Origin of the sequence: Aquimarina amphilecti (assembly GCF_900109375.1) — a bacterium.
Taxonomy (GTDB): Bacteria; Bacteroidota; Bacteroidia; order Flavobacteriales; family Flavobacteriaceae; genus Aquimarina; species Aquimarina amphilecti.
In genome coordinates this window covers 572,919-595,854 of sequence record NZ_FOAB01000001.1, presented here as the reverse complement: position 1 = coordinate 595,854, position 22,936 = coordinate 572,919, and the positions used below count along the sequence as shown (strand labels likewise).

23 protein-coding genes are annotated in these 22,936 nt (G+C 31.2%); 4 read left to right on the top strand and 19 right to left on the bottom strand.

Annotation, left to right across the window (positions count from 1 at the left end; translation table 11 throughout):
* Positions 1-252: 252 nt before the first annotated feature.
* The 10 genes from BMY33_RS02625 to BMY33_RS02580 all read right to left on the bottom strand — a co-directional run bounded on the left by BMY33_RS02625 (position 253) and on the right by BMY33_RS02580 (position 13,421).
* Positions 253-1,575 (bottom strand): MFS transporter, encoded by a 1,323-nt coding sequence (locus BMY33_RS02625; protein WP_091405187.1) that lies wholly within the window; start codon positions 1,573-1,575, stop codon positions 253-255.
* Between the two features lie 86 nt (positions 1,576-1,661).
* A complete protein-coding gene (locus tag BMY33_RS02620) occupies positions 1,662-2,483 on the bottom strand; it encodes a M48 family metallopeptidase (protein ID WP_091405183.1) in 822 nt (273 codons plus the stop codon).
* Positions 2,484-2,608: 125 nt separating this feature from the next.
* Positions 2,609-5,014: a glycoside hydrolase family 31 protein gene (locus BMY33_RS02615; RefSeq protein WP_091405177.1), complete on the bottom strand. Its 2,406-nt coding sequence runs from the start codon at positions 5,012-5,014 to the stop codon at positions 2,609-2,611.
* Positions 5,015-5,201: 187 nt separating this feature from the next.
* Positions 5,202-7,115, bottom strand: a complete 1,914-nt coding sequence (glgB, locus tag BMY33_RS02610) for a 1,4-alpha-glucan branching protein GlgB (protein ID WP_091405174.1) — start codon at positions 7,113-7,115, stop codon at positions 5,202-5,204.
* Between the two features lie 87 nt (positions 7,116-7,202).
* A complete protein-coding gene (locus BMY33_RS02605; protein ID WP_091405171.1) occupies positions 7,203-8,474 on the bottom strand; it encodes a glucose-1-phosphate adenylyltransferase in 1,272 nt (423 codons plus the stop codon).
* Positions 8,471-9,886, bottom strand: a complete 1,416-nt coding sequence (locus BMY33_RS02600) for a glycogen synthase (RefSeq protein WP_091405168.1) — start codon at positions 9,884-9,886, stop codon at positions 8,471-8,473. Before BMY33_RS02600 ends, BMY33_RS02605 begins: the two co-directional genes overlap by 4 nt.
* Positions 9,887-10,105: 219 nt before the next feature.
* The gene (locus tag BMY33_RS02595) at positions 10,106-10,915 is read right to left on the bottom strand and encodes a DNA alkylation repair protein (RefSeq protein ID WP_170836980.1); all 810 of its coding nucleotides are present in this window, start codon (positions 10,913-10,915) and stop codon (positions 10,106-10,108) included.
* Positions 10,916-10,967: 52 nt separating this feature from the next.
* Positions 10,968-11,282 carry a hypothetical protein gene (locus BMY33_RS02590; RefSeq protein ID WP_139195574.1) on the bottom strand — a complete coding sequence of 105 codons (315 nt, stop codon included), beginning with the start codon at positions 11,280-11,282 and terminating at the stop codon, positions 10,968-10,970.
* 136 nt (positions 11,283-11,418) lie between these two features.
* Complete coding sequence (locus BMY33_RS02585) at positions 11,419-12,099, bottom strand: helix-turn-helix transcriptional regulator (RefSeq protein ID WP_091405163.1); 681 nt, start codon at positions 12,097-12,099, stop codon at positions 11,419-11,421.
* Between the two features lie 8 nt (positions 12,100-12,107).
* Complete coding sequence (locus tag BMY33_RS02580) at positions 12,108-13,421, bottom strand: cation:proton antiporter domain-containing protein (RefSeq protein ID WP_091405158.1); 1,314 nt, start codon at positions 13,419-13,421, stop codon at positions 12,108-12,110.
* A gap of 161 nt (positions 13,422-13,582) precedes the next feature.
* On the opposite strand from BMY33_RS02580, the gene BMY33_RS02575 reads away from it, so the two are divergent.
* Positions 13,583-14,455, top strand: coding sequence for a pirin family protein (locus BMY33_RS02575; RefSeq protein ID WP_091405153.1), 873 nt, complete (start codon positions 13,583-13,585; stop codon positions 14,453-14,455).
* A 6-nt stretch (positions 14,456-14,461) separates the two neighbouring features.
* Here the strand turns inward: BMY33_RS02575 and BMY33_RS02570 are convergent, their stop codons facing one another.
* The 9 genes from BMY33_RS02570 to BMY33_RS02535 all read right to left on the bottom strand — a co-directional run bounded on the left by BMY33_RS02570 (position 14,462) and on the right by BMY33_RS02535 (position 20,055).
* On the bottom strand, positions 14,462-15,055 hold the full coding sequence (locus BMY33_RS02570) for a hypothetical protein (RefSeq protein ID WP_139195573.1): 594 nt from the start codon (positions 15,053-15,055) through the stop codon (positions 14,462-14,464).
* Between the two features lie 51 nt (positions 15,056-15,106).
* Positions 15,107-15,910, bottom strand: a complete 804-nt coding sequence (locus tag BMY33_RS02565; protein WP_091405146.1) for an OmpA family protein — start codon at positions 15,908-15,910, stop codon at positions 15,107-15,109.
* Between the two features lie 100 nt (positions 15,911-16,010).
* Entirely contained in the window at positions 16,011-16,319 is a 309-nt protein-coding gene (locus BMY33_RS02560) for a hypothetical protein (protein WP_091405143.1), read from the bottom strand.
* Positions 16,320-16,414: 95 nt separating this feature from the next.
* The gene (locus BMY33_RS02555) at positions 16,415-17,638 is read right to left on the bottom strand and encodes a radical SAM protein (RefSeq protein WP_091405140.1); all 1,224 of its coding nucleotides are present in this window, start codon (positions 17,636-17,638) and stop codon (positions 16,415-16,417) included.
* A 155-nt stretch (positions 17,639-17,793) separates the two neighbouring features.
* On the bottom strand, positions 17,794-18,009 hold the full coding sequence (locus BMY33_RS02550; RefSeq protein WP_091405138.1) for a hypothetical protein: 216 nt from the start codon (positions 18,007-18,009) through the stop codon (positions 17,794-17,796).
* A 190-nt stretch (positions 18,010-18,199) separates the two neighbouring features.
* Entirely contained in the window at positions 18,200-18,643 is a 444-nt protein-coding gene (locus tag BMY33_RS02545; RefSeq protein WP_139195572.1) for a hypothetical protein, read from the bottom strand.
* A 151-nt stretch (positions 18,644-18,794) separates the two neighbouring features.
* The gene (locus BMY33_RS02540; RefSeq protein WP_091405126.1) at positions 18,795-19,181 is read right to left on the bottom strand and encodes a YchJ family protein; all 387 of its coding nucleotides are present in this window, start codon (positions 19,179-19,181) and stop codon (positions 18,795-18,797) included.
* Positions 19,174-19,344: a hypothetical protein gene (locus tag BMY33_RS23330; protein ID WP_170836979.1), complete on the bottom strand. Its 171-nt coding sequence runs from the start codon at positions 19,342-19,344 to the stop codon at positions 19,174-19,176. The genes BMY33_RS02540 and BMY33_RS23330 overlap by 8 nt, the downstream gene beginning before the upstream one ends.
* Positions 19,345-19,386: 42 nt before the next feature.
* Positions 19,387-20,055 carry a DUF2293 domain-containing protein gene (locus BMY33_RS02535; RefSeq protein ID WP_091405121.1) on the bottom strand — a complete coding sequence of 223 codons (669 nt, stop codon included), beginning with the start codon at positions 20,053-20,055 and terminating at the stop codon, positions 19,387-19,389.
* Positions 20,056-20,253: 198 nt separating this feature from the next.
* Between BMY33_RS02535 and BMY33_RS02530 the strand changes: the two genes are divergently transcribed.
* From BMY33_RS02530 to BMY33_RS02520, 3 genes are all read left to right on the top strand, one after another.
* The gene (locus tag BMY33_RS02530; protein WP_091405118.1) at positions 20,254-20,505 is read left to right on the top strand and encodes a hypothetical protein; all 252 of its coding nucleotides are present in this window, start codon (positions 20,254-20,256) and stop codon (positions 20,503-20,505) included.
* Between the two features lie 467 nt (positions 20,506-20,972).
* Positions 20,973-21,296: a hypothetical protein gene (locus BMY33_RS02525; protein WP_091405115.1), complete on the top strand. Its 324-nt coding sequence runs from the start codon at positions 20,973-20,975 to the stop codon at positions 21,294-21,296.
* A gap of 20 nt (positions 21,297-21,316) precedes the next feature.
* Positions 21,317-22,930, top strand: a complete 1,614-nt coding sequence (locus BMY33_RS02520; RefSeq protein ID WP_091405112.1) for an FAD-binding protein — start codon at positions 21,317-21,319, stop codon at positions 22,928-22,930.
* The last annotated feature ends 6 nt before the right edge of the window (positions 22,931-22,936 follow it).

The window sequence follows — 22,936 nt, the reverse complement described above, 5'->3', positions numbered from 1 at the left end:
TTCAAATATCATAATATAAATGCACTTTGATTTAAAAAATCATAAGAGTATTTAATAATTTAGATCAAATGCAAAGATTCTGGTTTAAAGTGATGAAGTCTGTTTTATTAGTCATAAGGTTATTGGTTTTAAAAGTTTGTTTTTAATCTACACAACTAATAAAACGAAACAAAGAATATTATCATATATTAACTGCCTATTGTTAACAAAATTTAACAACACTTAATGTACTTATGCTAAAGTTCACAATTCTTATTCTTGTTCCTTTGGCACTCGAAAAAGTAGAAAAACACCCACTATAAAAAATATAATGAAAAACAATATCGAAAACCTAACACTTCCTGTTAACTGAGCTACAATACCATAAGAAAACATACCAATAACTATTCCTATTTTTTCTGCTACATCATAAAAGCTAAAATACGAAGCTGTATCTACAGCATTTTCAGGTAATAACTTAGAGTATGTTGATCTAGATAGTGCCTGTATACCTCCCATTATTAGACCTACAATAGCAGCAGCAATATAAAACTGTGTTGGTGTTGTAATTGTATAGGCATAAATACACACTATAATCCAAATAAAATTAATAACTATAAGTGTCTTTATATTACCATATTTGGCAGATGCTTTCGATGTAAGAAATGCGCCTGCTATCGCTACCAATTGAATTAAAAGAATACTAATAATAAGACCTGTTGTAGCATTCTGTGTTCCCCAATCCAATTCTTCTATACCAAAATAAGTAGCAATAAGCATGATGGTTTGTACAGCCATACTGTAAACAAAAAAAGAAAATAAATACCTTTTTAATCTAATATTATGCTTTAATTCTTTCCAGATTAGTTTTAATTCTTTAAAACCATTAAATAAAACATCTTTAGATAAGGTATTCTTTTTATTTCCTTTAGGCAAATAATAATAGGTATATTGACTAAATCCAATCCACCAAACACCTACCATCAAAAATGACAACCTAGTTGGTAATCCTTCATTCTCGAAACCAAACCAATCATATTTTAATATCATTACTAGGTTTATAATTAAAAGTATTACACTACCGATATACCCTAAAGAATACCCTTTAGCACTTATAGCATCTTGTTGTTCAGGAAAAGCTATATCTGGCAAATAAGAATTGTAAAAAACAATACTTCCCCAGAAACCGATCAATGCTAAAAGATAGCATAACAAACTGAAAAACAAATTATCTAACGAAAACCAATATAGACCGATGCAGGATAATGCCCCTAAATAGCAAAAGAATTTCAAAAAATTCTTCTTATTACCAACATAATCGGCTATTCCGGATAAAAAGGGACTAATAAACGAGACTATCAAAAACGCCAAAGCTGTTACATAGCTAATTAAGGAGTCATTATTAAAATCATATCCTAAAAAAGAAACAGTATCACTAACTATATCTCCTTGATCATCTCTAATAATCGTTAATGCTCCCCAAAATATAGGAAATACTGCAGATGAAATAGTTAGGTTATATACAGAGTTTGCCCAATCATAAAAAGCCCAGGCATTTAATAATTTCTTATGTCCTTTAGGTAGTGTGTTTCCCATGTATGAAAATTAAAAAAGCTGTTCTGGATTTTTCCAGAACAGCTTCTAAAATAAGTATAATCTTTTTAAGAATTGAAAATTTACAATTATTTAAAACTTGTAACTCCAAATTTTCTAGCTTCAGCTTTCGCAGCGGGTGACCAAGCAGTAAGATTAGAGATACGCGTATCATTAGATGGATGCGTACTCATAAACTCTGCTGGTGCTTGTCCACCACTATTCGCTTTCATTCTTTTCCATAACTCCGCCGCTTCATCTGGATTGTACCCTGCTATAGCCATTAACTGTAAACCAATACGATCAGCTTCTGTTTCATGACTTCTACTAAAAGGTAACATTACTCCTAATTGACTTCCTAATCCAAATGCCGTTCCTATAATTTGTTGAGTTTGCTCATTTTGTCCACTAGCAGCAACAGTAGTTGCAACTCCAGCAACCTGCTGAATCTGAGAAGCACTCATTCGTTGCTGACCATGGTTAGCCAATGCATGGGCAACTTCATGGCCCATAATCGCTGCAACACCTGTTTCTCCATCAGCTATTGGTAAAATACCTGTATAAAAAACGATCTTCCCTCCTGGCATACACCAAGCGTTTACCGTTTTATCATCTACCAGATTATATTCCCATTTATAATCTTTTAAGTATCCTGCATAACCATTGGCATTCAACCATCTTTCTGAAGCTTTAGATATTTTTTGACCGACACGTGTTATCATTTGTGCATCAGCCGTTCCTTTTACCACTTTATTTTCTCCCAAAAACTGATCATACTGCTGAAAAGCCATTGGTAATATCTGAGAATTGGGTACTAAAGCTAAGGTTTGTTTACCAGTAAAAGGGTTAGTTGCACAAGAAAGAAAAAGGAACACAGATCCCAGTGCAACTACTATTTTTTTATTTTTCATAATATTATAAAATAGATGTGAATATTGTAGGTTAAAATTACAAAATTCGAAACATCCTTTTTAATAAAAATCAATCTATTTATTCACCATAATCTATGTAAGGCTTTTATGATCGACAAACTGTATTATTTAGCAACAATATGAAGCTCTGTAAAATCTTTAGGGACTACCACTGTATTATTTTTTTCATCATATTTCAAATCATTTAAAGATACTACAACATTATCAATTTCAATTTCTCCGACAGCAAATGGTAACCCAATAAATTCTATTTTCATTCTTTCATATTCGGTGATATAAGTTCCATTTTTATGTTGTTGGATGATAATTTCATTTTCTTTTCCTGTAAAAGCAAAACTTCTTAAACTAAATCTACCTTTAGCATAATCATAACCATCTTGTGCATCTTCATAAACTTTAGATACTTCCTTATTTCCTAGTTTATAATATACTTCCAATTTTAATTCTTCAATCTTTTTTTCTCCTACATACTGTTGGATTGGGTATTTAGGAATAATGGCTCCTTCTTTTATGAAAATTGGGATAGTATCTAAATCTGCATCAACCCATTGTTCCATCCCTCCTTTAGCATATTCACGTGTCCAGTAGTTATACCAATTACCACGAGGGATGTATAATCGTCTACCCTTAGCATTAGGTTCCTGTACAGGACATACTAAAATTTGGTTACCAAACACAAACTCATCTGTTCTATAATGTGTTTGAGGATCTAATTGATCATACAACACCAATGACTTTAGCATTGGTATTCCTTCTTCTGCATATTCCCAAAACATTGTATATAAATATGGTAACAATTGATAGCGCAACTCAACATATTTTCTAGTAACATCTATTACTTCTTCACCAAAGGTCCAAGGTTCTTGATTTCCGTGATCGCCAGAAGAATGAGTTCTACAAAAAGGATGAAATACCCCCAATTGTATCCAACGAGCATATAGTTCTCCTGTAGGATGCTCGGCAAATCCACCAATATCACTTCCTGTAAAAGACATTCCGCTCATACTCATGCGCTGAGCTTGGATATTAGCTATCCATAGATGTTCCCAGGTAGCTACATTATCACCAGTCCAAGAAGAAGTATAACGTTGTGCTCCTGAATATGCCGATCGAGTAATTACAAACGGTCTTTTTGGATATGCAAATCGTTTGATACCTTCATAAGTAGCACGTGCCATTTGTGTGCCATAAATATTATGCGCTTTTCTATGACTACAAGGGTTACCATCATAATTATGACGTACATCATCTGGGAATGTTTTTCCAGGAACCTCCATTACAGCTGGTTCATTCATATCATTCCAAACGCCTTTAACCCCTATTTCATCAATTAGCTCCTTAAATAATCCTGCCCACCATTCTCTAACTTCTGGATTAGTGAAATCAGGAAAAAAACATTCTCCCGGCCATACTTTTCCTCTCATATACGGTCCATCTGCTCGCTTACAGAAATAATCATTTTCCATTGCTTCCTGATATACAGAATACTCATCATCAATCTTAATTCCTGGATCAATAATAACAATGGTCTTATATCCATCTTCTGCTAACTCTTCCACCATTCGTTTTGGATCAGGGAAATACTCTTTATTCCAAGTAAAACATCTAAACCCATCCATATAATCTATGTCTAGGTATATCGCATCACACGGTATTCTTAAATCTCTAAATTTGGTAGTAACTTCTTTTACTTTACTTTCTGGATAATAACTCCATTTACATTGATGATAGCCTAAAGCCCATAATGGTGGCAACTCTGGTTTACCTGTAAGATCGGTATATCTGGTTACCACATCTTGCATATTGGGTCCGTAAAAGAAGTAATAGTTCATTTCTCCTCCATGCGCCCAAAAACTAGTTACATTTCGTCTTTCATTACAAAAATCAAAAAACGTTTTAAAAGAATTATCAAAGAAAATTCCATAAGCTCTTTCTTCATACATTCCTATATAAAACGGAACACTCTTATACAATGGATCTTGATCTTTACCAAAAGCATATTGATCTGTAGCCCAATTTTCAATTCGTTTCCCTTTTAGGTTTAAATGCATTGGTTTATCTCCTAAGCCATAGTAACACTCTCCCTGAGGTGCTGATTTACTCATCTTCACGATGTTTCCACCATACTCGTAGCTTTGTTCCCAATGAAATCCCCAGTCATCTTTACAAATAACATTTCCTTCTCTATCACTAATCTTGACACTAATATTGGCCTTTGCAATAGAAATTATTATTTTTTTAGTAATAATTTCATATTGATCTTCTAGATCTTTGACTTCTAACTCACTATAACCACGAGCACCTTTATCACTAATAGCATAAGAAAAGTCTTTCTCAAAGTTATTATCAGTTGCATACCTAAAACGTACAACACTTCCTCTTATGATAGTTACTTGAAGAATTACACCATTCTCCGTAGTGAAATTGATCTTATCTACAATTTGTGAAAAGGAAATGATTTTTCCGGGAAACAAATTCCCTTTTATCTCTAACTCAGTATTAGTAATCATAGTTGGTTGGTTTCTTTTCTTATACTCTTATCTTATGTAAAAAAACAATATCTATTGCAATAAATAAATTCTTTTAATTAGTATTTATCAAAAACATTTTACGAAAACGTTTGAAACTAAAATCAATTAACAATTCCTTAAACTACTGCTCTTAAAAGAATATAACAATATGTTCAACGAACGGTAATTATCGGCCTTCAATTCTATACACTACTATCCCTAATGGAGGAATAGTAATCTCTGCAGAATAATCTCTATAATGCCATTTTTCATCTTTTATTATAATATTTTCACATATAAAATCACCTGTTCCTCCATAGGTTTTTTCATCACTGTTGAATAATGAAATTAGCTCTCCTTGTGCAGGTAATCCAATTCGATAGTTTTTCCGCGGTACAGGTGTAAAATTAGATGCTATTACTAGATTATCTTTCTTATTATTTCCTTTTCTTAAATAAGCAACTACAGAATTTTCATGATCATCATAACTAATCCATTCAAAACCATCAGCTTCAAACTGTTTCTCATATAGTGCAGGTTGCTTTCTATATAAAGAATTAAGATCTGTAATCAATTTTTGTATCCCAGAATGGTAATCATACTGTAATAAATGCCAATCCAAACTACTCTGAAAATTCCATTCCTCTCTCTGTCCAAATTCTGCTCCCATAAAGAGTAAATTGGACCCAGGATGTGTAAACATGTAACCATACAACAATCTCAAATTAGCAAACTGCTGCCACTCATCACCTGGCATTCTATTTATAATACTTCTTTTCCCATATACTACTTCATCATGTGATAAGGGTAACATGAAATTTTCAGTAAATGCATACGTCATGCTAAAAGTAAGATCGTTTTGATGATGTTTTCTATGAACTGGCTCTTTAGAAAAATATAATAAAGTGTCATGCATCCATCCCATCATCCATTTCATACCAAAACCGAGACCACCAAGAAACGTTGGTTTAGAGACCATTGGAAACGAAGTAGATTCTTCTGCAATAGTCTGAACATCGGGATAGCTTATATAAATCTCTTTATTTAATTCTTTCATAAAGTCAATCGCTGCAAGATTTTCTCTTCCTCCATATTGATTGGGCTCCCACTCACCATCTTCTCTAGAATAATCCAAAAATAACATAGAAGCAACAGCATCTACTCTTAATCCATCTGCGTGAAACTGATCTAACCAAAAAATCGCATTACTGATCAAAAAGCTTTTAACTTCGTTTCTTTCATAATTAAATATGAGACTCTTCCAATCCGGATGAAAGCCTTTTCTTTTATCTGGATGTTCGTATAAACACGATCCATCAAAAAAACCTAGACCATGACTATCTTCAGGAAAATGAGATGGCACCCAATCTAATAAAATTCCGATATCATTCTGATGAAGTTTGTCCACTAGTAATTTAAACTCTTCGGGATAACCAAAACGAGATGTTGGAGCAAAATAACCTGTCAACTGATATCCCCAGGATGGATCATAAGGGTATTCCATTATTGGCATTAGCTCTACGTGTGTGAAATTCATTTTTTTTACATATGAGACTAATTCATCCGCTAATTCTACATATGAAAGTGACCTATCTTCTTCAATCTTTCTTTTCCAAGACCCTAAATGAACTTCATAAACTGAAAAAGGAGCATCAATAGCATTATGCTTTTTTCTGTTTTTCATCCACTGATTATCTTTCCAATCATAAGAGTCTTCCCATACTACTGAAGCTGTTTTAGGAGGATGTTCACATCTACGTGCGTATGGATCTGCTTTTTCGGTTATAACATCATTGTTATTAGATTGGATTTTATATTTATAAATATTTCCTTTTCCGACATCAGGTATAAAACCTTCCCAAATTCCAGATTCATCCCAACGCACATGCAATAGATGTTCTCCGTCTACCCAATAATTAAAATCACCAATAACCGAAACAGTTTTGGCGGATGGAGCCCAAACGGAGAAATATGTTCCTCTAACTCCATCTAAAGTGATAATGTGAGAACCAAATTTTTCGTATAATCGATAATGCTTTCCAGCTTTAAAAAGATTAATATCGAAATCAGAAAATAGACTATGTATTGTTACTTTATTCATATAAAAATGGTCATGATATAAAACATATCATTTTAGCTAAATAAAAAAGCTCTATTTGTATTTATTGAATTTAGAAATTATTGATACTTAGATTTTAAAATTATCTGGAACTATCGCTCCCTTTCTAAAAACTACGATACCATCTTTTATTACATACTTTTCATTATCGGTATCCTCTAGATGTGGTCCTCCATTAATAACTACATCATTACCAATTCTACAATCTTTATCAACAATGACATTATTGATCTCACATCTTTCTCCAACACCTATGTAAGGTCTATTCTCCTTATCATCAGTTTGCAATTCTTCTAAATCCTGATATCTATCACTACCTATCATATAAGTGTTTTTTATAATAGTATCTTTCCCTATACGGGATCTAATACCAATAACAGATTGCTCAATTTCTTTAGCTTGTATTAAGCAACCTTCTGCAATCATTGATTTATTAAGTAATGTCCCTGAAATCTTTGAGGGAGGAAGTATTCTAGGTCTGGTAAGTATATTTCTATCATTATCAAACAAATCAAATTTTGGGATATCATTAGCCAATTCAATATTCGCTTCAAAAAAAGAAGGAATAGTTCCTATATCTGTCCAATATCCTTCATATTGATAAGCCAATACCTTATGATCTTCAATAGACTGAGGAATAATTTCTTTTCCAAAATCTATTCTAGATGGGTCAGAAAGTAAATCTACTAATAACTGTCTATTGAATATATAAATCCCCATAGATGCCAAATAGTGTCTATCTTCACTTTTCATTTCTTCACTTACTTCAGATTCCCAACCAGGAAGTTTATCTGAATTTGGTTTTTCTATAAAAGAACTGATAAAACTATTTTCATCTGTTTTTAAGATCCCAAAATCAGTAGCATCCTTAGGATTAACTGGCAAAGTCGCAATAGAAATATCAGCTCCTTTTTCTATATGTGCCTCAATCATATCATTAAAATCCATTTGATACAATTGATCACCCGATAAAATAAGTGCGTACTCAAAATCATGATTAAGAAAATGATGCATCGACTGTCGAACTGCATCCGCCGTACCTTGAAACCAAGTTTTATTACCAGGAGTTTGTTCTGCAGCAAGAACATCTACAAAAGCCTGACTAAAAGAACTAAAAACATAAGTGTTTTTTATATGACTATTTAGAGAGGCTGAATTAAACTGCGTAAGCACAAACATTCTTTTAATATCCGAATGTATACAATTGGTTATAGGAATATCTACCAATCTATATTTTCCAGCAATGGATACTGCCGGTTTTGATCTACTTTCGGTTAAAGGAGATAATCTGGTTCCTTGTCCACCTCCAAGGATAATTGCAAGGACTTTTTTGTTAATCATTGTGATTGTTTTAAAGATTTATATAATTCAATGTATTGATTGGCTGAATTATTCCAAGAATGATCAATTTTTACAATTTCTTTTTGTGTTTTCTTATACTCTTTTTGATCGTTATAAAATTCAATTCCCCTTTTAATTGAATTATAAACGTCCTGAACATTTACCTGATCATGACAGATCCCAAAACCATCATCACCAATATCTATAACAGTATCCTTTAGACCACCTATTCTCCTAACTATAGGTATAAGACCATATCGTAATGAATACAATTGATTTAACCCACAAGGTTCTACTCTAGAAGGCATTAATAAAAAGTCCGCACCAGCATATATCATATGAGATAGTTTTTCATCATATCCTATATATGTGTTATATCTATTAGGAAAACGTTCTTTTAACTCACTTAATCTTGATTCTACTTCAGGATCACCAGACCCTAATATGAGAATATTAATATCTAAATGTTGCAATGTTTCTGAAACAATATCAGGTAAAAGATCCGCTCCTTTCTCATAAACCAATCTCCCTATAAATGCTACTAACGGTTTATCTATATCGAATCCAAACTCTTTACATAGCCAACTTTTATTTTTCTTACGTCCAGAAACTATATTCTTACTTCCATAATTAGATATGATCATGGGATCTGTCTCTGGATTCCATATCTGATGGTCAATGCCGTTTAATATTCCAATACATTTTTCTTTTTCATGAGACAAAAGCCTTTCTAAACCATTAGCTTCACCTTGTAGTTCATTCATATAACTTGGTGAAACTGTTGTTACTTTCCAAGCACATTTTATTGCAGTAGCTAAGGGATTAATACATTGATCCCAGTCTAACAAACCTATATTATGCAAATCAAATTGCGGTATGTAATCCAGTTTTTCATAAGAAAATTGACCTTGATATTGTGCATTATGAATAGTGAGTATAGTAGGTATATCAATTAAACTTTGATATATATCAACTTGCGAGACTAAAAAAGGAATCAGTCCTGTATGATGATCATGACAATGTATAATATCTGGTTTTATATCCTTGTATAAAATCCAATTCAAAACAGCTATTTGAAACGCTACAAATCGTTCTGTATCGTCATCATAACTATATACATTTGGTCTATACAATAATTCCTTTATATCTACCAAATATATCTGGAACCCAAATTCAACGGAAATTACTTTTTTAATAGTAAAATCGAACGAATCAGATCCCAAAACTAAAGTATCAGAATAGACATTTTCACAAGGGAGTTTATTGATTCTTGGGTTATCAAAAAATGGCATAATAACTTCAGTGGTGCAACCTAATTCTGTTAGATATTTAGGTAACGACCCAACCACATCTCCAAGACCACCAACTTTTGCTAAAGGATAACATTCTAAACTGGCATGAAGTACTCTCATTACTTATTCTTTAGTGCAAAATTTATGAAATCAATCTGTTGTTAATAACTTCGAACAGGAGTTTAAAGCTATAAAAAAGCTGAAAACATTTACCTATATAAATTTTAAAAAGAATAAGATTTAATGATTATTTAATAATTATTTAGCACCATTATTTCTGATTTGATAATAATATCATAATTGTTAAAAAATGGACAATGGTTAACAACTAGTTTTAAGCTACCTATTAATAGTTCTTAATGCCTTCTTTATGATATATTTCGTGTCTTTAGATAGAGATTTTTTCTCCCATTGTAAGCATATATTTCGTACCCAATCAGGCCTTGTTTTACTTGCATCATTAAGCCAGTTTCCAACAGCATCTTTTACGTATTTTGAACTATCAGACTTTAACGCTTCCAAAATATCAATCGCCTTTTCTGGATTCTCTTTAAGCTCATCTATTTTCTTTGTCCAAACACCTATTGGCCTTATAGTTTCTACAGCATATCTTCTTATATTTTCATTTGCATCTTTTGTCCAATTCAATAATATCATAACAGCTTGATCCAGATCTTCTATAATAAATTCTTTAGTAGCAAAAATTGCAACTTCTCTAACTCCAAAATGTGAATCTCCTGCAAATGGTTTGGTAGTATGCAATCGTTCCGTAATTGACATTTCTATTCCACTGTAATATTGAGTTGCCCAACATCTACATACATCAGAATTATGATTAGACAAATAACTTATAACTTTACTATCATTGGTCAATTGAGCAAAGGTTGTTCCTATGATTTTGGTATTTGTATTTGCACTAGGTTTCTTTTGATTTGACACAACTTCATAAAAATTATCATACCAATTAGATTTCCCTAAATCATCTAGTACAAGTTTCAATAGTTTTAGTTGATCTACAGCTAACCATTCCATAAGATTAGCTGTTTCTATTAAACCTCCATTTAAATACTCCAATACTTCGGGATTTAAATCTTTAGCACTTCTTGGTCCTTTCCGATTTACAATATGCTCTGGAATCTTTTTATTCATTTGCACGGTAGTTTTTAAATCTAATAACATAGTTACTTGTTTAAATATATAATTATTCCTCGAATTGGTTAAAAACATCCATATGAAACATTTGCATTGATTCGGGTCTTATAACCTCAAAAATTGCCAATGCCTTTGGATTTTTCATAATATCCTCCCCTGCTTTCTTAGCAGATTTAATATCAGACCAATATAACAGATCGATAAATTTACCATCAAGATTGCTTGCAGTTGTTCTATCTATAAAGCCATCATATAGCTTAACGATGTCATTTAAAGAAGTTATTGCATCCTTGGCTTGTTCTGTTGAATAACCCGGCATTACTTCGAATAATACGACTTCAATTGAATAGGGTTTGTCTTTCATAAGGTTCTGATTTTGACTAAATGTAGTTGCGCAGCATAAAAACATACTAAGCATAATAGTGTGAATTAAGTGATACATATTTTAATTTTCACCAAAACTACAAGTGGAGTGTGACAACCTTATGTCAGTAGGAAATCTAATGTTCCATATATTTTTTAAAATAATCTTCTAGCGTAAAGAATTTGGGAGGAAATAACTCTGAAGTTTCTATAAGATTAACTATTCTATCTGTTCTAAATTCTCTATAATCATTGCGCAACCTACAATATGCAATTAGCACCCAAATAGTATTTGTGAAGTATACTCCCAGAGGTTCAATCGTACGTTTTGTATATTCTTTAGAAGCGGATGTATACTCTATCTCCAATATTCGTAAATCTGTAATTGCTTTTTGTATAACCGATAAATGGGTGCTTGCAGGTGATTTTTTATAAGGAGGACTTACAATTCTCTTTTCTAACAGTTCTAACTTTTCTTTTTGTGTTGTGTTTAGAATTGCTTTTACTTTTTCTACAGCAGTATTATAATCCGAAATTAATGATTCATCATTATTTGTTTCTATAATCTTAGAGGCTGTTAGTAATGCATTGGCTTCCTTTTCGGTAAACATAATTGGAGGAAGAGAATATCCATCTACCAAAAAATAGCCGGTACCAGCCTCTGCTCCAATAGGTACACCGGCATCCGATAAAGCCAACATGTCTCTATAAATTGTACGAGTACTTACATCAAATTTTTCCGCTAAGTCTGAAGCCTGTACTACTTTCTTGGATTGTAACTTTACTAAAATTGCTGTTAACCGATGTAATCGTTTCATTCTGAATACTATTCATAAGTTTCATTATCTTCTTCAGAAGAATCCTCTATTTCACTAAGATCTGTAGTTGTGTTCATTATATATTCTACCTCTGCATCCGCAGCTTCTTCTATTTCTTCAGGACTTAAGACTACGGCTTTTACTCTATTATCACGAATCATTCCTCCAGTCATGATAAGACTTGTTCCTATAATTACAAATAACAAAATACCTGGTTCAAAACCTGGAATAATAGCTTCTGCTGGTATTGCATAGAATAACAATACAGTAATCAATCCTCTGGGCGCTATAAACAATTGAGGAGAAATGTCTTTACCTACAAATATTCGTAATAATACATATCTAATTAAATAAATGGAAATTATAATTAGAATACTTATCAAGGCAACTTTTAAGTTTAGTAGAGAAGATAACGTAATAGTGATACCAAAAATAACAAAAAACAAAGTCCTTACTACAAATGCCGTTTCGGCAGTAATGACGTGTAATTCGTGATAAATAGTTTTTGCTTTTTCAAAATCCAATAAGCCTTCTAATTTCCATTGAAAAAACAATTTCATGTTTGCGATTACAAGACCAAAAATTAAGATAATAATTAAAGAAGATAAGTGCATTTTTTTTCCAACTCCATACAGCAATAATAAAACAGCTATTAATAAAAAGAGTTTTACTTGACTTTTTATTTTCTGAAAAATCAAAATAATACCATAACTAGCGATTAACGAAATTATAATTGTAATAATCAAGTTAAAAGCAAAACCTGATACTCCAGCATCCTCTGCGGGATTTAATTTCCCTGTGAGGAAATAAAACATCATAATTCCTAAAATATCAGAAAATGTACTTTCGTATACATGAAACTCTTTTTTTGCTTCTGATAATCCAGCTACACTAGGTATAATTATCGCACTCGACAAAATAGACAATGGAGTTGCATATAACAATGCAGATTGCCAAGTCATTCCATCTATAAGTGCTTTTAATATGACCGCTGCAATATATGCTGAGGCTACCAGTCCTATTAAAGCAATTCCAAGAGATTTTAGTATCGGAACTAACTTTTCTTTTTTCAACTTTAATTCAAGCGCAGCTTCTAGTACTATCATTATTAATCCAACTATCCCAAGAATTTCTAACATCGGGAAAAAATCAAAAGAACCTGCTCCAAATGCTTTAATTGCATATTGGATAATGATACCCAATATGATCAGCATCAATACTGCCGGGATATTAGTCTTTTTTGCTATTCCATTAAAAATAAAAGATAAAATAAGTACTAATGAAACTTCTATTATTAAATTATACGAGGAGAATATTTCCATTGGTTAATTGTGGTTGTTTTATATTGCAAGGGAAAAGATAGTAAAATATTTTAAGGTATGAACATCCTATATATAGCTATAAATTGTTAATACTTATTTAACGAAATTCCGTTGGTAAATAATGTATTTTAGAAATTCAAAACGAATAAAAATCTGTTTTCATGTCTAATCAAGGTTTAATTATTGAAGAAAGAAGTAGAGATATCGGTGATTTCCTTGTTGGTAGGCTCATTCCTTTTAGAAAAAAAAGAATGGTTGGTCCCTTTATCTTTATAGATCATATGGGACCTACAATCATTAAGAAAGGTAAATATATGGATGTAGATCAGCATCCACATATTGGTTTATCTACACTAACTTATTTAATGGATGGAGAAATTATTCATCAAGATAGCATTGGAACGAATCAACGTATTTCTCCTGGTTCTGTAAATTGGATGGTTGCTGGTAAAGGTGTTACACATACTGAACGGACTCCAAATGACATGCGAAATGGCACAGAGTTTTTAGCACACGGATATCAAATTTGGATAGCATTACCTAAACATTTGGAAAATATGGAACCCGAATTCCACCATTTAGACAAAGCTGAGATACCATATTGGAAGGATGGAACAACAGAATTTAGGCTTATTGCAGGAAAAGGCTATGGAAAAATATCTTCCTTACCTGTGCATTCAGAACTTTTTATGATAGAAGTAAAAACTACAGAAAGATATGAGTTAGGAATTAAAGGTGAATTACAAGGAGAAATAGGTATTTGTATAGTCGACGGTGAAATACAAGCATGTGAAACCATCATATCAAAAGGAAATATGTTAGTTTCTAAAATAGAAGATACATGTACTGTCGTTTTAGAACCAAATACACATGTATTACTTTTTGGAGGGCAACCATTTCCCGAAGAAAGACATATCTATTGGAATTTTGTTTCATCTAGCAAAGAAAATCTAGAAAAAGCAAAAGAAAAATGGAGAAACAAACAGTTTCCTAAAGTACCAAATGATACTAGTTATGTTACAATGCCAGAATAGCTTGAGTTAACCTGTAGCTAATTCTCTTCTAATATCATGTAATGTTTTTGTCGTATTTACTAATTCAAGAATTATTTCCTTACGGAACTCATCTAAATCATCATAATCATAGTATTTTGCCCATTTATGATCCTCTAAAAGTGTTTTAATCTGTTTAATCAACTTACGTGTGGCGTCTACCGGTCTTATAACAGCAACCTGATTATAAGCAGGATTATCCTTATGTTTATAACTTACGGTCTTAGCTTCGAAATCTACAGAAACATAATATGCATCTACATCTTCGTTTAAATTTTCTCTAAAATCAGTCCATTCTGCATACCCTAAACGTAGATCATCTATCTCTACAGGAATTTCTGATACTAATCGCCAATTACATTTGGCAGCTCTTCCCCAATGATTTGATAACCTATATACACCATTAGTAGTATAATAATAAGTACTACCAGATTCACTTCTATAATGTGGTTTTCTTCTAGAAATTTCTCTTAATCGCACACCTTTAAAAACACAATATGTATTTTTAAAGAAATTATTTCTAGTAAACTTCTTTGTTTTGATTAACTCTTCTTCCAATGACTTCTTTTTTTCCGGAGACAAATAACTTGTTTTTTTAGGAGAAAAAGAAAACAAGTTTTTAACAGAATTATATTATTCTTTGATATCTGTTATTTCTATTTCTACTCTTCTATTATATTGCGGATATGTATCTAACGGAAATTTACCCTCGAAACCTATGTAAGATAATCGTTCTTTATCAATACCATTAGAAATTAAAAAATCATATACCTTTTTTGCTCTTCGCGTAGATAAGTTATCTTCGGGTCTATACAATGTAGAGTCAGCCATCTGCTGAGGTTTTAATTCATTTATATGACCTTGAAGTTGTATGTGTAACTTCTTTTTTTCCTTTAATTCTTTTACCAATTTATGCAATACAAAATCCGTTCTTGGTAAGAATACAGTTTTACCACCTTGAAATAAAACATTATCTAAAATAATTTTATCACCCTTCTCGTGATAATCATCAATAATCTGATTCTTATCATTGAAATAAACAATAATATCAACTCTTCTATTTTTCTTTCTTTGTTCCGATACAGAAAAATCACTCTCGTCATCAATTGGTAACTCCCCTTTACCTACAGGAGAAAATAGTACCGTCTGCTTATTTGCTTTAACCTTAATTTGTTGAGAGACGAATTCTGATCTTTTTTGAGATAACATAAGATTATTAGCTTCTTCTCCTACATCGTCGCAATAACCAAAAACTTTTATTTTACCAACGTTTTTTAATTTCGAAATTGAATCAATATATCTAGTAAGTCTTGAGAAATCACTAAGTCGTAAGTTCGTCTTATTGGTTTTAAAATAAGTAGAAAATTTAATTTCCTTTTGAGCAATAATAGAAGAACAACAAAAAATGAATGAAAATATAATTAGCCAATTTTTCATAATTATTTCATAAAATTAACATTACTTAAACACAATAACAGGCCAATTATTGTGGTAATATTTTCAAAATAATTCTAATCCAAATAATGAATTAGATAAATCATTTCTTACTTCCTAAAAGTAAAAACATACAATATCCAAGAAGGTTTCCGAAGAATATTCCAATATAATGAGGAACTACGAATAAAGCTTCATAAAAAATTCCAGCTCGTTTACCCCACTTTCTAGTACAAGCTCTTCCGATATAAGACATAGTCCACCAATGTATCGTTTTTCGACCGTTGCGACCATCACGATATACTTCTTTTCCTGTGGTATACACGCACCGTAAATGTCCTCGTAAAGAACATTGATCTACAGTAGCAAACTCACCCATTGAATAATCATTATTTTGAACATTATTTTTCATAGTATAACAAGTATTGTGTTATCCCACTAGTAGCATAACAATAGACATAAGTAATTCTTTTAATGAGACTAAAATAAGAAAGAGAGATATCTATTCTATTTTGACGCAAAATATTCTAACTCTTTAGTAAACATAGAGTTTGTAGTTAAATTTACTTTTTCCTTACTCAAAAATTGAACAATTTCTTCATTTATAATACTATCAATATTTTTCTCACTATATAGTTTAGGAAAGATAATCATAAGAGTATTCTGAATATGCGCAATAAATTTTATAAGATCACTACAGTAGACAGATGTATTATTAAAACCATTTTCCTTTTTGTATCTATGTACTAATCTACCACCTTGACAAATTTCCTTAATTGGACATTTAAGACATTTACCACATAATTTTGTAGTACTTTCTTCAAAATACAATTTTCCTAAAGGAGAATTCTTTATATCAGAAAAATCATTCTTTAATACATTTATACCAGATTTGGTAAATCCATGCCCGCAAGCTTTTAAAGAATCTATTGCTTCTATTTCACCATTGGTTTCGATTACTAAAACAGCAGATTCATTATTTGTTTGTTCACTAACACCCAACAATCTATTTACTAACCCAATAAACATAGGGATTTTGTATCGGGTTTCATCCTTTATCCAAATATCAAACAATCGAATTAACCAATCTGCCATCTCAGTTTTATTTACATCAAACGGAAAATTATCATGTGTATAATCTGGAATTAAAAAATTTACAGAATTTACATTCATCCTCTTGAAACTTTCATAAATAGCATTTGCATCTTCTTTGATATTTATTACACAAACTGTATCGGCATATCCTATTTGTTCTTTAAGTAATTTTATTCCTTTACATACTTCATCATAACTACCATTTCCTCTATGATCCACTCTAAACATATCGTGTGCATCCTTGGTTCCATCTACGCTAGTACTTGGATAGATATTTAATTCTCTAAACAACTTACACCACTCTTCAGTTATTAAAACTCCATTGGTTTGGATATCATATTTAAAAATAACACTAGATAATTGCTCTTTGATTTCGTTAGCTTTTGTTATAAAAGTTCTATAAAAATCTTTTTCAATCAATAAGGGTTCACCTCCATGGAAAATAAATGAGAATTCTTTCCTATTATATTTTTGAATATACCGTTTTGTCTTTTCTAAAATTGAATCAATCATTTCATATGTCATAAATTTTGGTTGCCCTTTATACGTAGTATCACCAAGGTTATACATAAAACAATATGAACAATTAAGATTACATCTACTAGCTACTTTGAGTATTAAGGCATCGAATTGCATAAATAAAGAATTAAGAGGTTATGTTTTCTAAGCATACTAAGCGAAGTTTGGAAAATAAAAATTGTACAAGTTTACTCCACTCCGCTTAGTATTTTATAGGTTGATAAAAAACAACCTATGTCTTAATGTATGTCTGGTTATTTAAACCAACCCATTTATCGATGCTCTACAGGGGTTCCAATGGCAACTACAACACATCTCCTTAATGTTTCTGACCAAACCTGACCTTCTGCACATCTTCTACCACCACTAGTAGGGTAATATATAATATCTGGCACATCAACAGTTCCTCCTAAAATTGCTTCCATGTTTTTAAGCTCTTTTTTAGAAAACTTATCTAAGCCTTTGGGTAATAAGAATACCTTTTTCATTATTTGTATGTTTAGATTTTGCCTACTCTTTATGATTTTCGGCGACCTCAAAAAATGTAACTATCAAGCACGCGTTTTGACTATACATACTTATATAAATGCGAGATTATTTTGTTACCCCTTTTTGATGAAAAACTTTACACCCACCTTGAATTCACAAGATATATTTGAGAAGTAAAAGAGTGTTTTCTTAAAGTGAAGTGGCACTTTGCATATTAATTTTTCGGTCAACAAATTCATACAAAACCAATAATAAAATAGCTAAGAGAAAACCTTGCAAAAATATCATTAGAAATTCGTGCGTTGGAAAACCAAATGTTTTAAAGCTCCAACTACGAGGCACATAATCTCTATGGAAATTAATTACAATAAGAACGAAACGCTCAAAATAAACTCCCAATTTCATAGAAAAGGCTATAAATAAAAGATACCAAGGCCTATCCTTTAATTTTCTAAATAGTAATGAATATGGAAGTATTGTAGAAGAAAATAACATTAGCCAATAGAATATCCAATATGGTCCTGTTGCCTTACTTATAAATTCAAATTCTTTCGTAAACCGTAGATAACCAAATACATAATGAATTAATCCAACTGTAGTGTAGATGATAATACCCCATCGTACCAAATTCAAAATCTGTTTTGTTTTGAATCTATTTTTAAATATTAATTCTATTATTAGTAATGTCAATATTAATGAAATTAGGCAATAGATAATATTTACATCTATTAGTCTTATTAAATTATCATATAATTCCATTAATTATATGATAATTTAATAATCTTTAAACTTCACCCAGATAAACCCAGTGTCCATTTTCTTTAATAAATGAAGAATTTTCGTGTATACATTCTACCTTATTATTCTCAAAATAAAATGCTTTAAACTCGACAGTGCCTTTTATATCGTTTTCTAACCCTTCAATAGCACTCAATACTTCTAACCTAATCCAATTTACAGACTTAGCCCAAGCTACAATAGATTTTTTTTCTTTTAATGGACGAGTAGAACTGTGATGACTTTTCATTAAATAATTACCATCAGCTAAAACAAAAGCACTATAACGAGATCTCATTAAATCTTCGGCCGTAACGGCTTTTAAAATACTCTTATGAATAATAGCACAACAGTTGTCATAAGATCGTTCCCTTCCACAATGGCATTTATTCATTATGAGAATCTTTTTCTTTAGATTGGTTAACCTTTTGTACTATTGCTTTTAATCGTTCCACTCTCAGTTCTTTTTCTTTTCTGAGTTTGTTCTTTTTACGATTCACAAGCTTTGAGTGTTTAGCTTTATTTAATGTGTTTTTTTCTCTACCTTTTTTTGCCATTTATAAAACTTATCTAATTTCATAATTGGGTAATAGTATAAACTATTCCCATCTTTTCATAACATTATTAATTGTTGACTGCACCTCAGATCTAATTTCAGTTTTTCTTTTTCCTTTACCAAATTGATCATCGTAATTAGTCTCTGTATGCCTTATATGAGCCTGTACGGCTAGATCAATCATTTGAGGGTCAAATTCTTTTGCATTTGCCGTACGTCCTACTCTTCCACTGTGTTTTTCACAAGCGTGTGATGCGATTTTAAATTCTCGTTTTTGCGGACAGTTAGGATACTTATTCCTTATAGCTCTGGCAAAATCCAAAATATACATCTTGTCTTTTTGCTCACGAACAATTGCAGCTTTTTTATTTTTAATCTCCCTAGAAACTTTATCTTTTTCACACTCTAAACGTGCTTTTTCTATTGCTATTTCTTCGACAAATTGCCCTTTGCGTTCATATCGTTTTCTACGCTGATTCCATTTTAGAACAACTCCACATAGTTTTGAGTGTTTTTTAGATCTTCTTGTCATCGCAGCATCTCCAGAAGGTAACAACGTATATCCTATAAATTGTGAACAGCCGAAACATGTTCCCTTATGATCTTCAGTTTCTGCAACAAATGATTTGCCAAAAGGAATTTTTTTACCACAAGAATTACAACGTTGTTTTTCTTTTCTTGTAAGAAATATATTTTGAGAAACGGTAGCCAATGAAGTTTTAATTTTAAAATACGAAAATAATATATTATTCTATTTTCATAATAAATTAATGTTGAATCTTTAGAAAGTTGATTTTATTAATTTACAAGTAATAAATGGGGAATTTTCAAATTTTTCCACTTTTACACTTGTATTGTTACGGTTTTTCCGTATTTTAGTGACGCCTTAAATCTTAAAATCATAATGCTTATGCAAAAAACTACCCTAGAGAAGCGGTTTAATTCGCAAAATTTAGCTGAAAAATATCGTAACATTTGGAATAAAGGAATACACCTATTTTCTATAAACGATGCTAATCGAGACTTTTACTACAGTATATTCTATATAGACTTTTTATTTGCCGAAATAATTTATAATAAATTAAATGGAGAAATCATTGCAATTAAGAGTTTTACAGACAAGTCAAAGTTAATGTTTTATTTAAGAGAAGATTTCAACTAGAACTATATACTATATTAATGAGTGTATAGGTACAGTGAGACTTAAATTAGTTTCTAAATTGAAACATTTTACCCCGCTTATCGTGATCAAATTTCGAATTTTTTGCCCTAAATAATTCACCAAATTTCTCGGTACTTGTGCACTCAATATTTATTGTTTTAGAAATGCTGCTATTAGGACAATGATATAAATCCTAAAATTATACTGTACTGTATAACTCACCCCATACCCAATACTTTTGATTCGGTTACCTTTACACAATGGAGATTTTTAAAAAAATAAACGTATTGCTCTAAAGAAAGTCCAATAAAGCATTCCCAAAAATGCAATTAACATACTTTACACAAACAATAAAGTACTAAAATACAGGTAAAAACCCCTTTTAAAGTAATAATGATATCCCTATTTTTACTTACAACGTATACACACCCTTCATTTGTCTAATTGCCTCATAAAACATCTGAGGTATGAAAAATTATATTCTATTACGAAGAATTAGCTTATTGTTATTGATTTTGATCATCTTTCAAAGTTGTATGTCAACACGTGTTGTGAGCGAATACGATAATGATTCTATTGTACAACACCATAAAACATCTTGGAGTTATGCTTGGGGGTTAATAACACCAAAAGACATCAATCCAGAATGTGAATCTAATCGAATGAATGCTGTAACCAGTTCTACAAATCTTGGATATATTTTAATTTCTGCAATTACTATTGGTATTGTAGTTCCACAAAGAATAGAATGGGAATGTGCACCTGTAGATACTCCTATCGAAAATTTATAATTATTTAAAATATCGTAAAAATGGCATTACCAAAAGGCATAGAATTATTACCAATTACTTCTTGGGAAAATAGGCATCAAAATTTTACTCAAAAACTAACTAAAGATGCATCTTTCAAAATAAGAAATGACCATTCCTTATCTAAAAGTTCTGAAAAGTATAAGGCTACTACCAAAAATATTCAATGGTTAATAGGACATGCAATTAAAAATAAGATTAGACTTCGAGCAATGGGTAGCGGATGGTCTTTTTCTAAAGTTGCAGTTTCCGAAGGAGGAATTATTGACACTAAATCATTACGTCTTTCTTTTTCTATTTCTAAATCATATGTAACAAATGATTATTTAAAAAAAGGAGGTTTATCAGAAAACTTGTTTTTCACTCAATGTGGAATGTCAATTTTACAATTAAACACTAAGTTAGAAAAGGAAAAAAGACCTAGTAGATCTATTAAGGCTTCTGGCGCTAGTAATGGACAAACTATTGCAGGAGCATTGTCAACCGGAACCCATGGTGCTGCCTTTAATGTAGGAGCATTACAAGATTTTGTAGTTGGTTTACATATAATAGTTGGTAAGGATAGGCATATTTGGTTAGAACGAGAATCTACTCCTATAATGTCTAATAAATTTGTTGATTGGTTAGGAGCGGAAAGAATCAAAGATGATATTATGTTTAATTCTGCCATTGTAAGTTTTGGTAGTTTTGGTTTTATTCATGGAGTATTAATAGAAACAGAACCTAAATTTTTATTAGAAGAACATCGTATTGATAAAATAGCATACAATGATGTATTGAAACACACTATGACAACTCAAGATTTTTCAACAATTAAAGATTTATTGCCTTTTCCACAGGTTTCACTGGATCGTGAATTATATCATTTCGAAGTACTTATCAATCCGTATGATTTTAAACCTAACGACACCAATAAAGGCGTATTCATAAAGGTCGCTTATAAGAAAAAATATCGTAACGATTATGTCCGAAGAAAAAGAGACAGCAACGGATTAACATATGGTGATGATTTATTAGGATTAATACAAACCATGATGGACAGTCTTGGATCATTATCCGTAAAATTAGTGCCAAGCTTAGTAAATTTATTATTCCCTCTTGCTTATAAAGAGACTCCGGCATTAGAAGGTACCATTGGAGAAACATATAACAACACTAAGTTTAGAGGAAAAGTAGCAAGCGCAGCTCTTGGAATCGACATTAAAGATAGCGTACAAGTAGTAAAAGAAATAATGGATATCATTAATAATGGTAATCCTTTTCCTGGTGGAATTTCTTTGAGGTACGTAAAAGGAACAAAGGCATTATTAGGCTTTACAAAATTTAAAAAAACGTGTGTTCTAGAATTGGATGGTGTAGACTCTAAAGTAACAAGAGATTTTTATGATAAAATATGGAATAGATTAGAGTCTAAGAACATTTCGTATACATTACATTGGGGGAAAATAAACTTCAACCTTAACTTTAATAGAATACAAAAAATGTATGGATCTGCAACCGTACAGCATTGGATAGATTCTCGTAATGAACTACTTAATGAAAAAACAAGAGAAGTATTTACCAATAAATTTGTAGAACAATGTGGATTAAATAAAAAATCAGGAGTTATTGTTTAATAAAAA

Bases quoted from the DNA above. Each gene is read 5' to 3' on its own strand.
- BMY33_RS02625 (WP_091405187.1), bottom strand. From the start codon at position 1,575: ATGGGAAACACACTACCTAAAGGACATAAGAAATTATTAAATGCCTGG.
- BMY33_RS02615 (WP_091405177.1), bottom strand. From the start codon at position 5,014: ATGATTACTAATACTGAGTTAGAGATAAAAGGGAATTTGTTTCCCGGA.
- BMY33_RS02580 (WP_091405158.1), bottom strand. From the start codon at position 13,421: ATGGAAATATTCTCCTCGTATAATTTAATAATAGAAGTTTCATTAGTA.
- BMY33_RS02575 (WP_091405153.1), top strand. From the start codon at position 13,583: ATGTCTAATCAAGGTTTAATTATTGAAGAAAGAAGTAGAGATATCGGT.
- BMY33_RS02560 (WP_091405143.1), bottom strand. From the start codon at position 16,319: ATGAAAAATAATGTTCAAAATAATGATTATTCAATGGGTGAGTTTGCT.
- BMY33_RS23330 (WP_170836979.1), bottom strand. From the start codon at position 19,344: ATGGCAAAAAAAGGTAGAGAAAAAAACACATTAAATAAAGCTAAACAC.
- BMY33_RS02550 (WP_091405138.1), bottom strand. From the start codon at position 18,009: ATGAAAAAGGTATTCTTATTACCCAAAGGCTTAGATAAGTTTTCTAAA.
- BMY33_RS02555 (WP_091405140.1), bottom strand. From the start codon at position 17,638: ATGCAATTCGATGCCTTAATACTCAAAGTAGCTAGTAGATGTAATCTT.
- BMY33_RS02620 (WP_091405183.1), bottom strand. From the start codon at position 2,483: ATGAAAAATAAAAAAATAGTAGTTGCACTGGGATCTGTGTTCCTTTTT.
- BMY33_RS02585 (WP_091405163.1), bottom strand. From the start codon at position 12,099: ATGAAACGATTACATCGGTTAACAGCAATTTTAGTAAAGTTACAATCC.
- BMY33_RS02540 (WP_091405126.1), bottom strand. From the start codon at position 19,181: ATGAATAAATGCCATTGTGGAAGGGAACGATCTTATGACAACTGTTGT.
- BMY33_RS02590 (WP_139195574.1), bottom strand. From the start codon at position 11,282: ATGAAAGACAAACCCTATTCAATTGAAGTCGTATTATTCGAAGTAATG.
- BMY33_RS02525 (WP_091405115.1), top strand. From the start codon at position 20,973: ATGAAAAATTATATTCTATTACGAAGAATTAGCTTATTGTTATTGATT.
- BMY33_RS02565 (WP_091405146.1), bottom strand. From the start codon at position 15,910: ATGAAAAATTGGCTAATTATATTTTCATTCATTTTTTGTTGTTCTTCT.
- BMY33_RS02605 (WP_091405171.1), bottom strand. From the start codon at position 8,474: ATGATTAACAAAAAAGTCCTTGCAATTATCCTTGGAGGTGGACAAGGA.
- glgB (WP_091405174.1), bottom strand. From the start codon at position 7,115: ATGAATAAAGTAACAATACATAGTCTATTTTCTGATTTCGATATTAAT.
- BMY33_RS02520 (WP_091405112.1), top strand. From the start codon at position 21,317: ATGGCATTACCAAAAGGCATAGAATTATTACCAATTACTTCTTGGGAA.
- BMY33_RS02595 (WP_170836980.1), bottom strand. From the start codon at position 10,915: ATGAATAAAAAGATTCCAGAGCATATTGTAAATCGGAAAGGACCAAGA.
- BMY33_RS02530 (WP_091405118.1), top strand. From the start codon at position 20,254: ATGCAAAAAACTACCCTAGAGAAGCGGTTTAATTCGCAAAATTTAGCT.
- BMY33_RS02600 (WP_091405168.1), bottom strand. From the start codon at position 9,886: ATGAGAGTACTTCATGCCAGTTTAGAATGTTATCCTTTAGCAAAAGTT.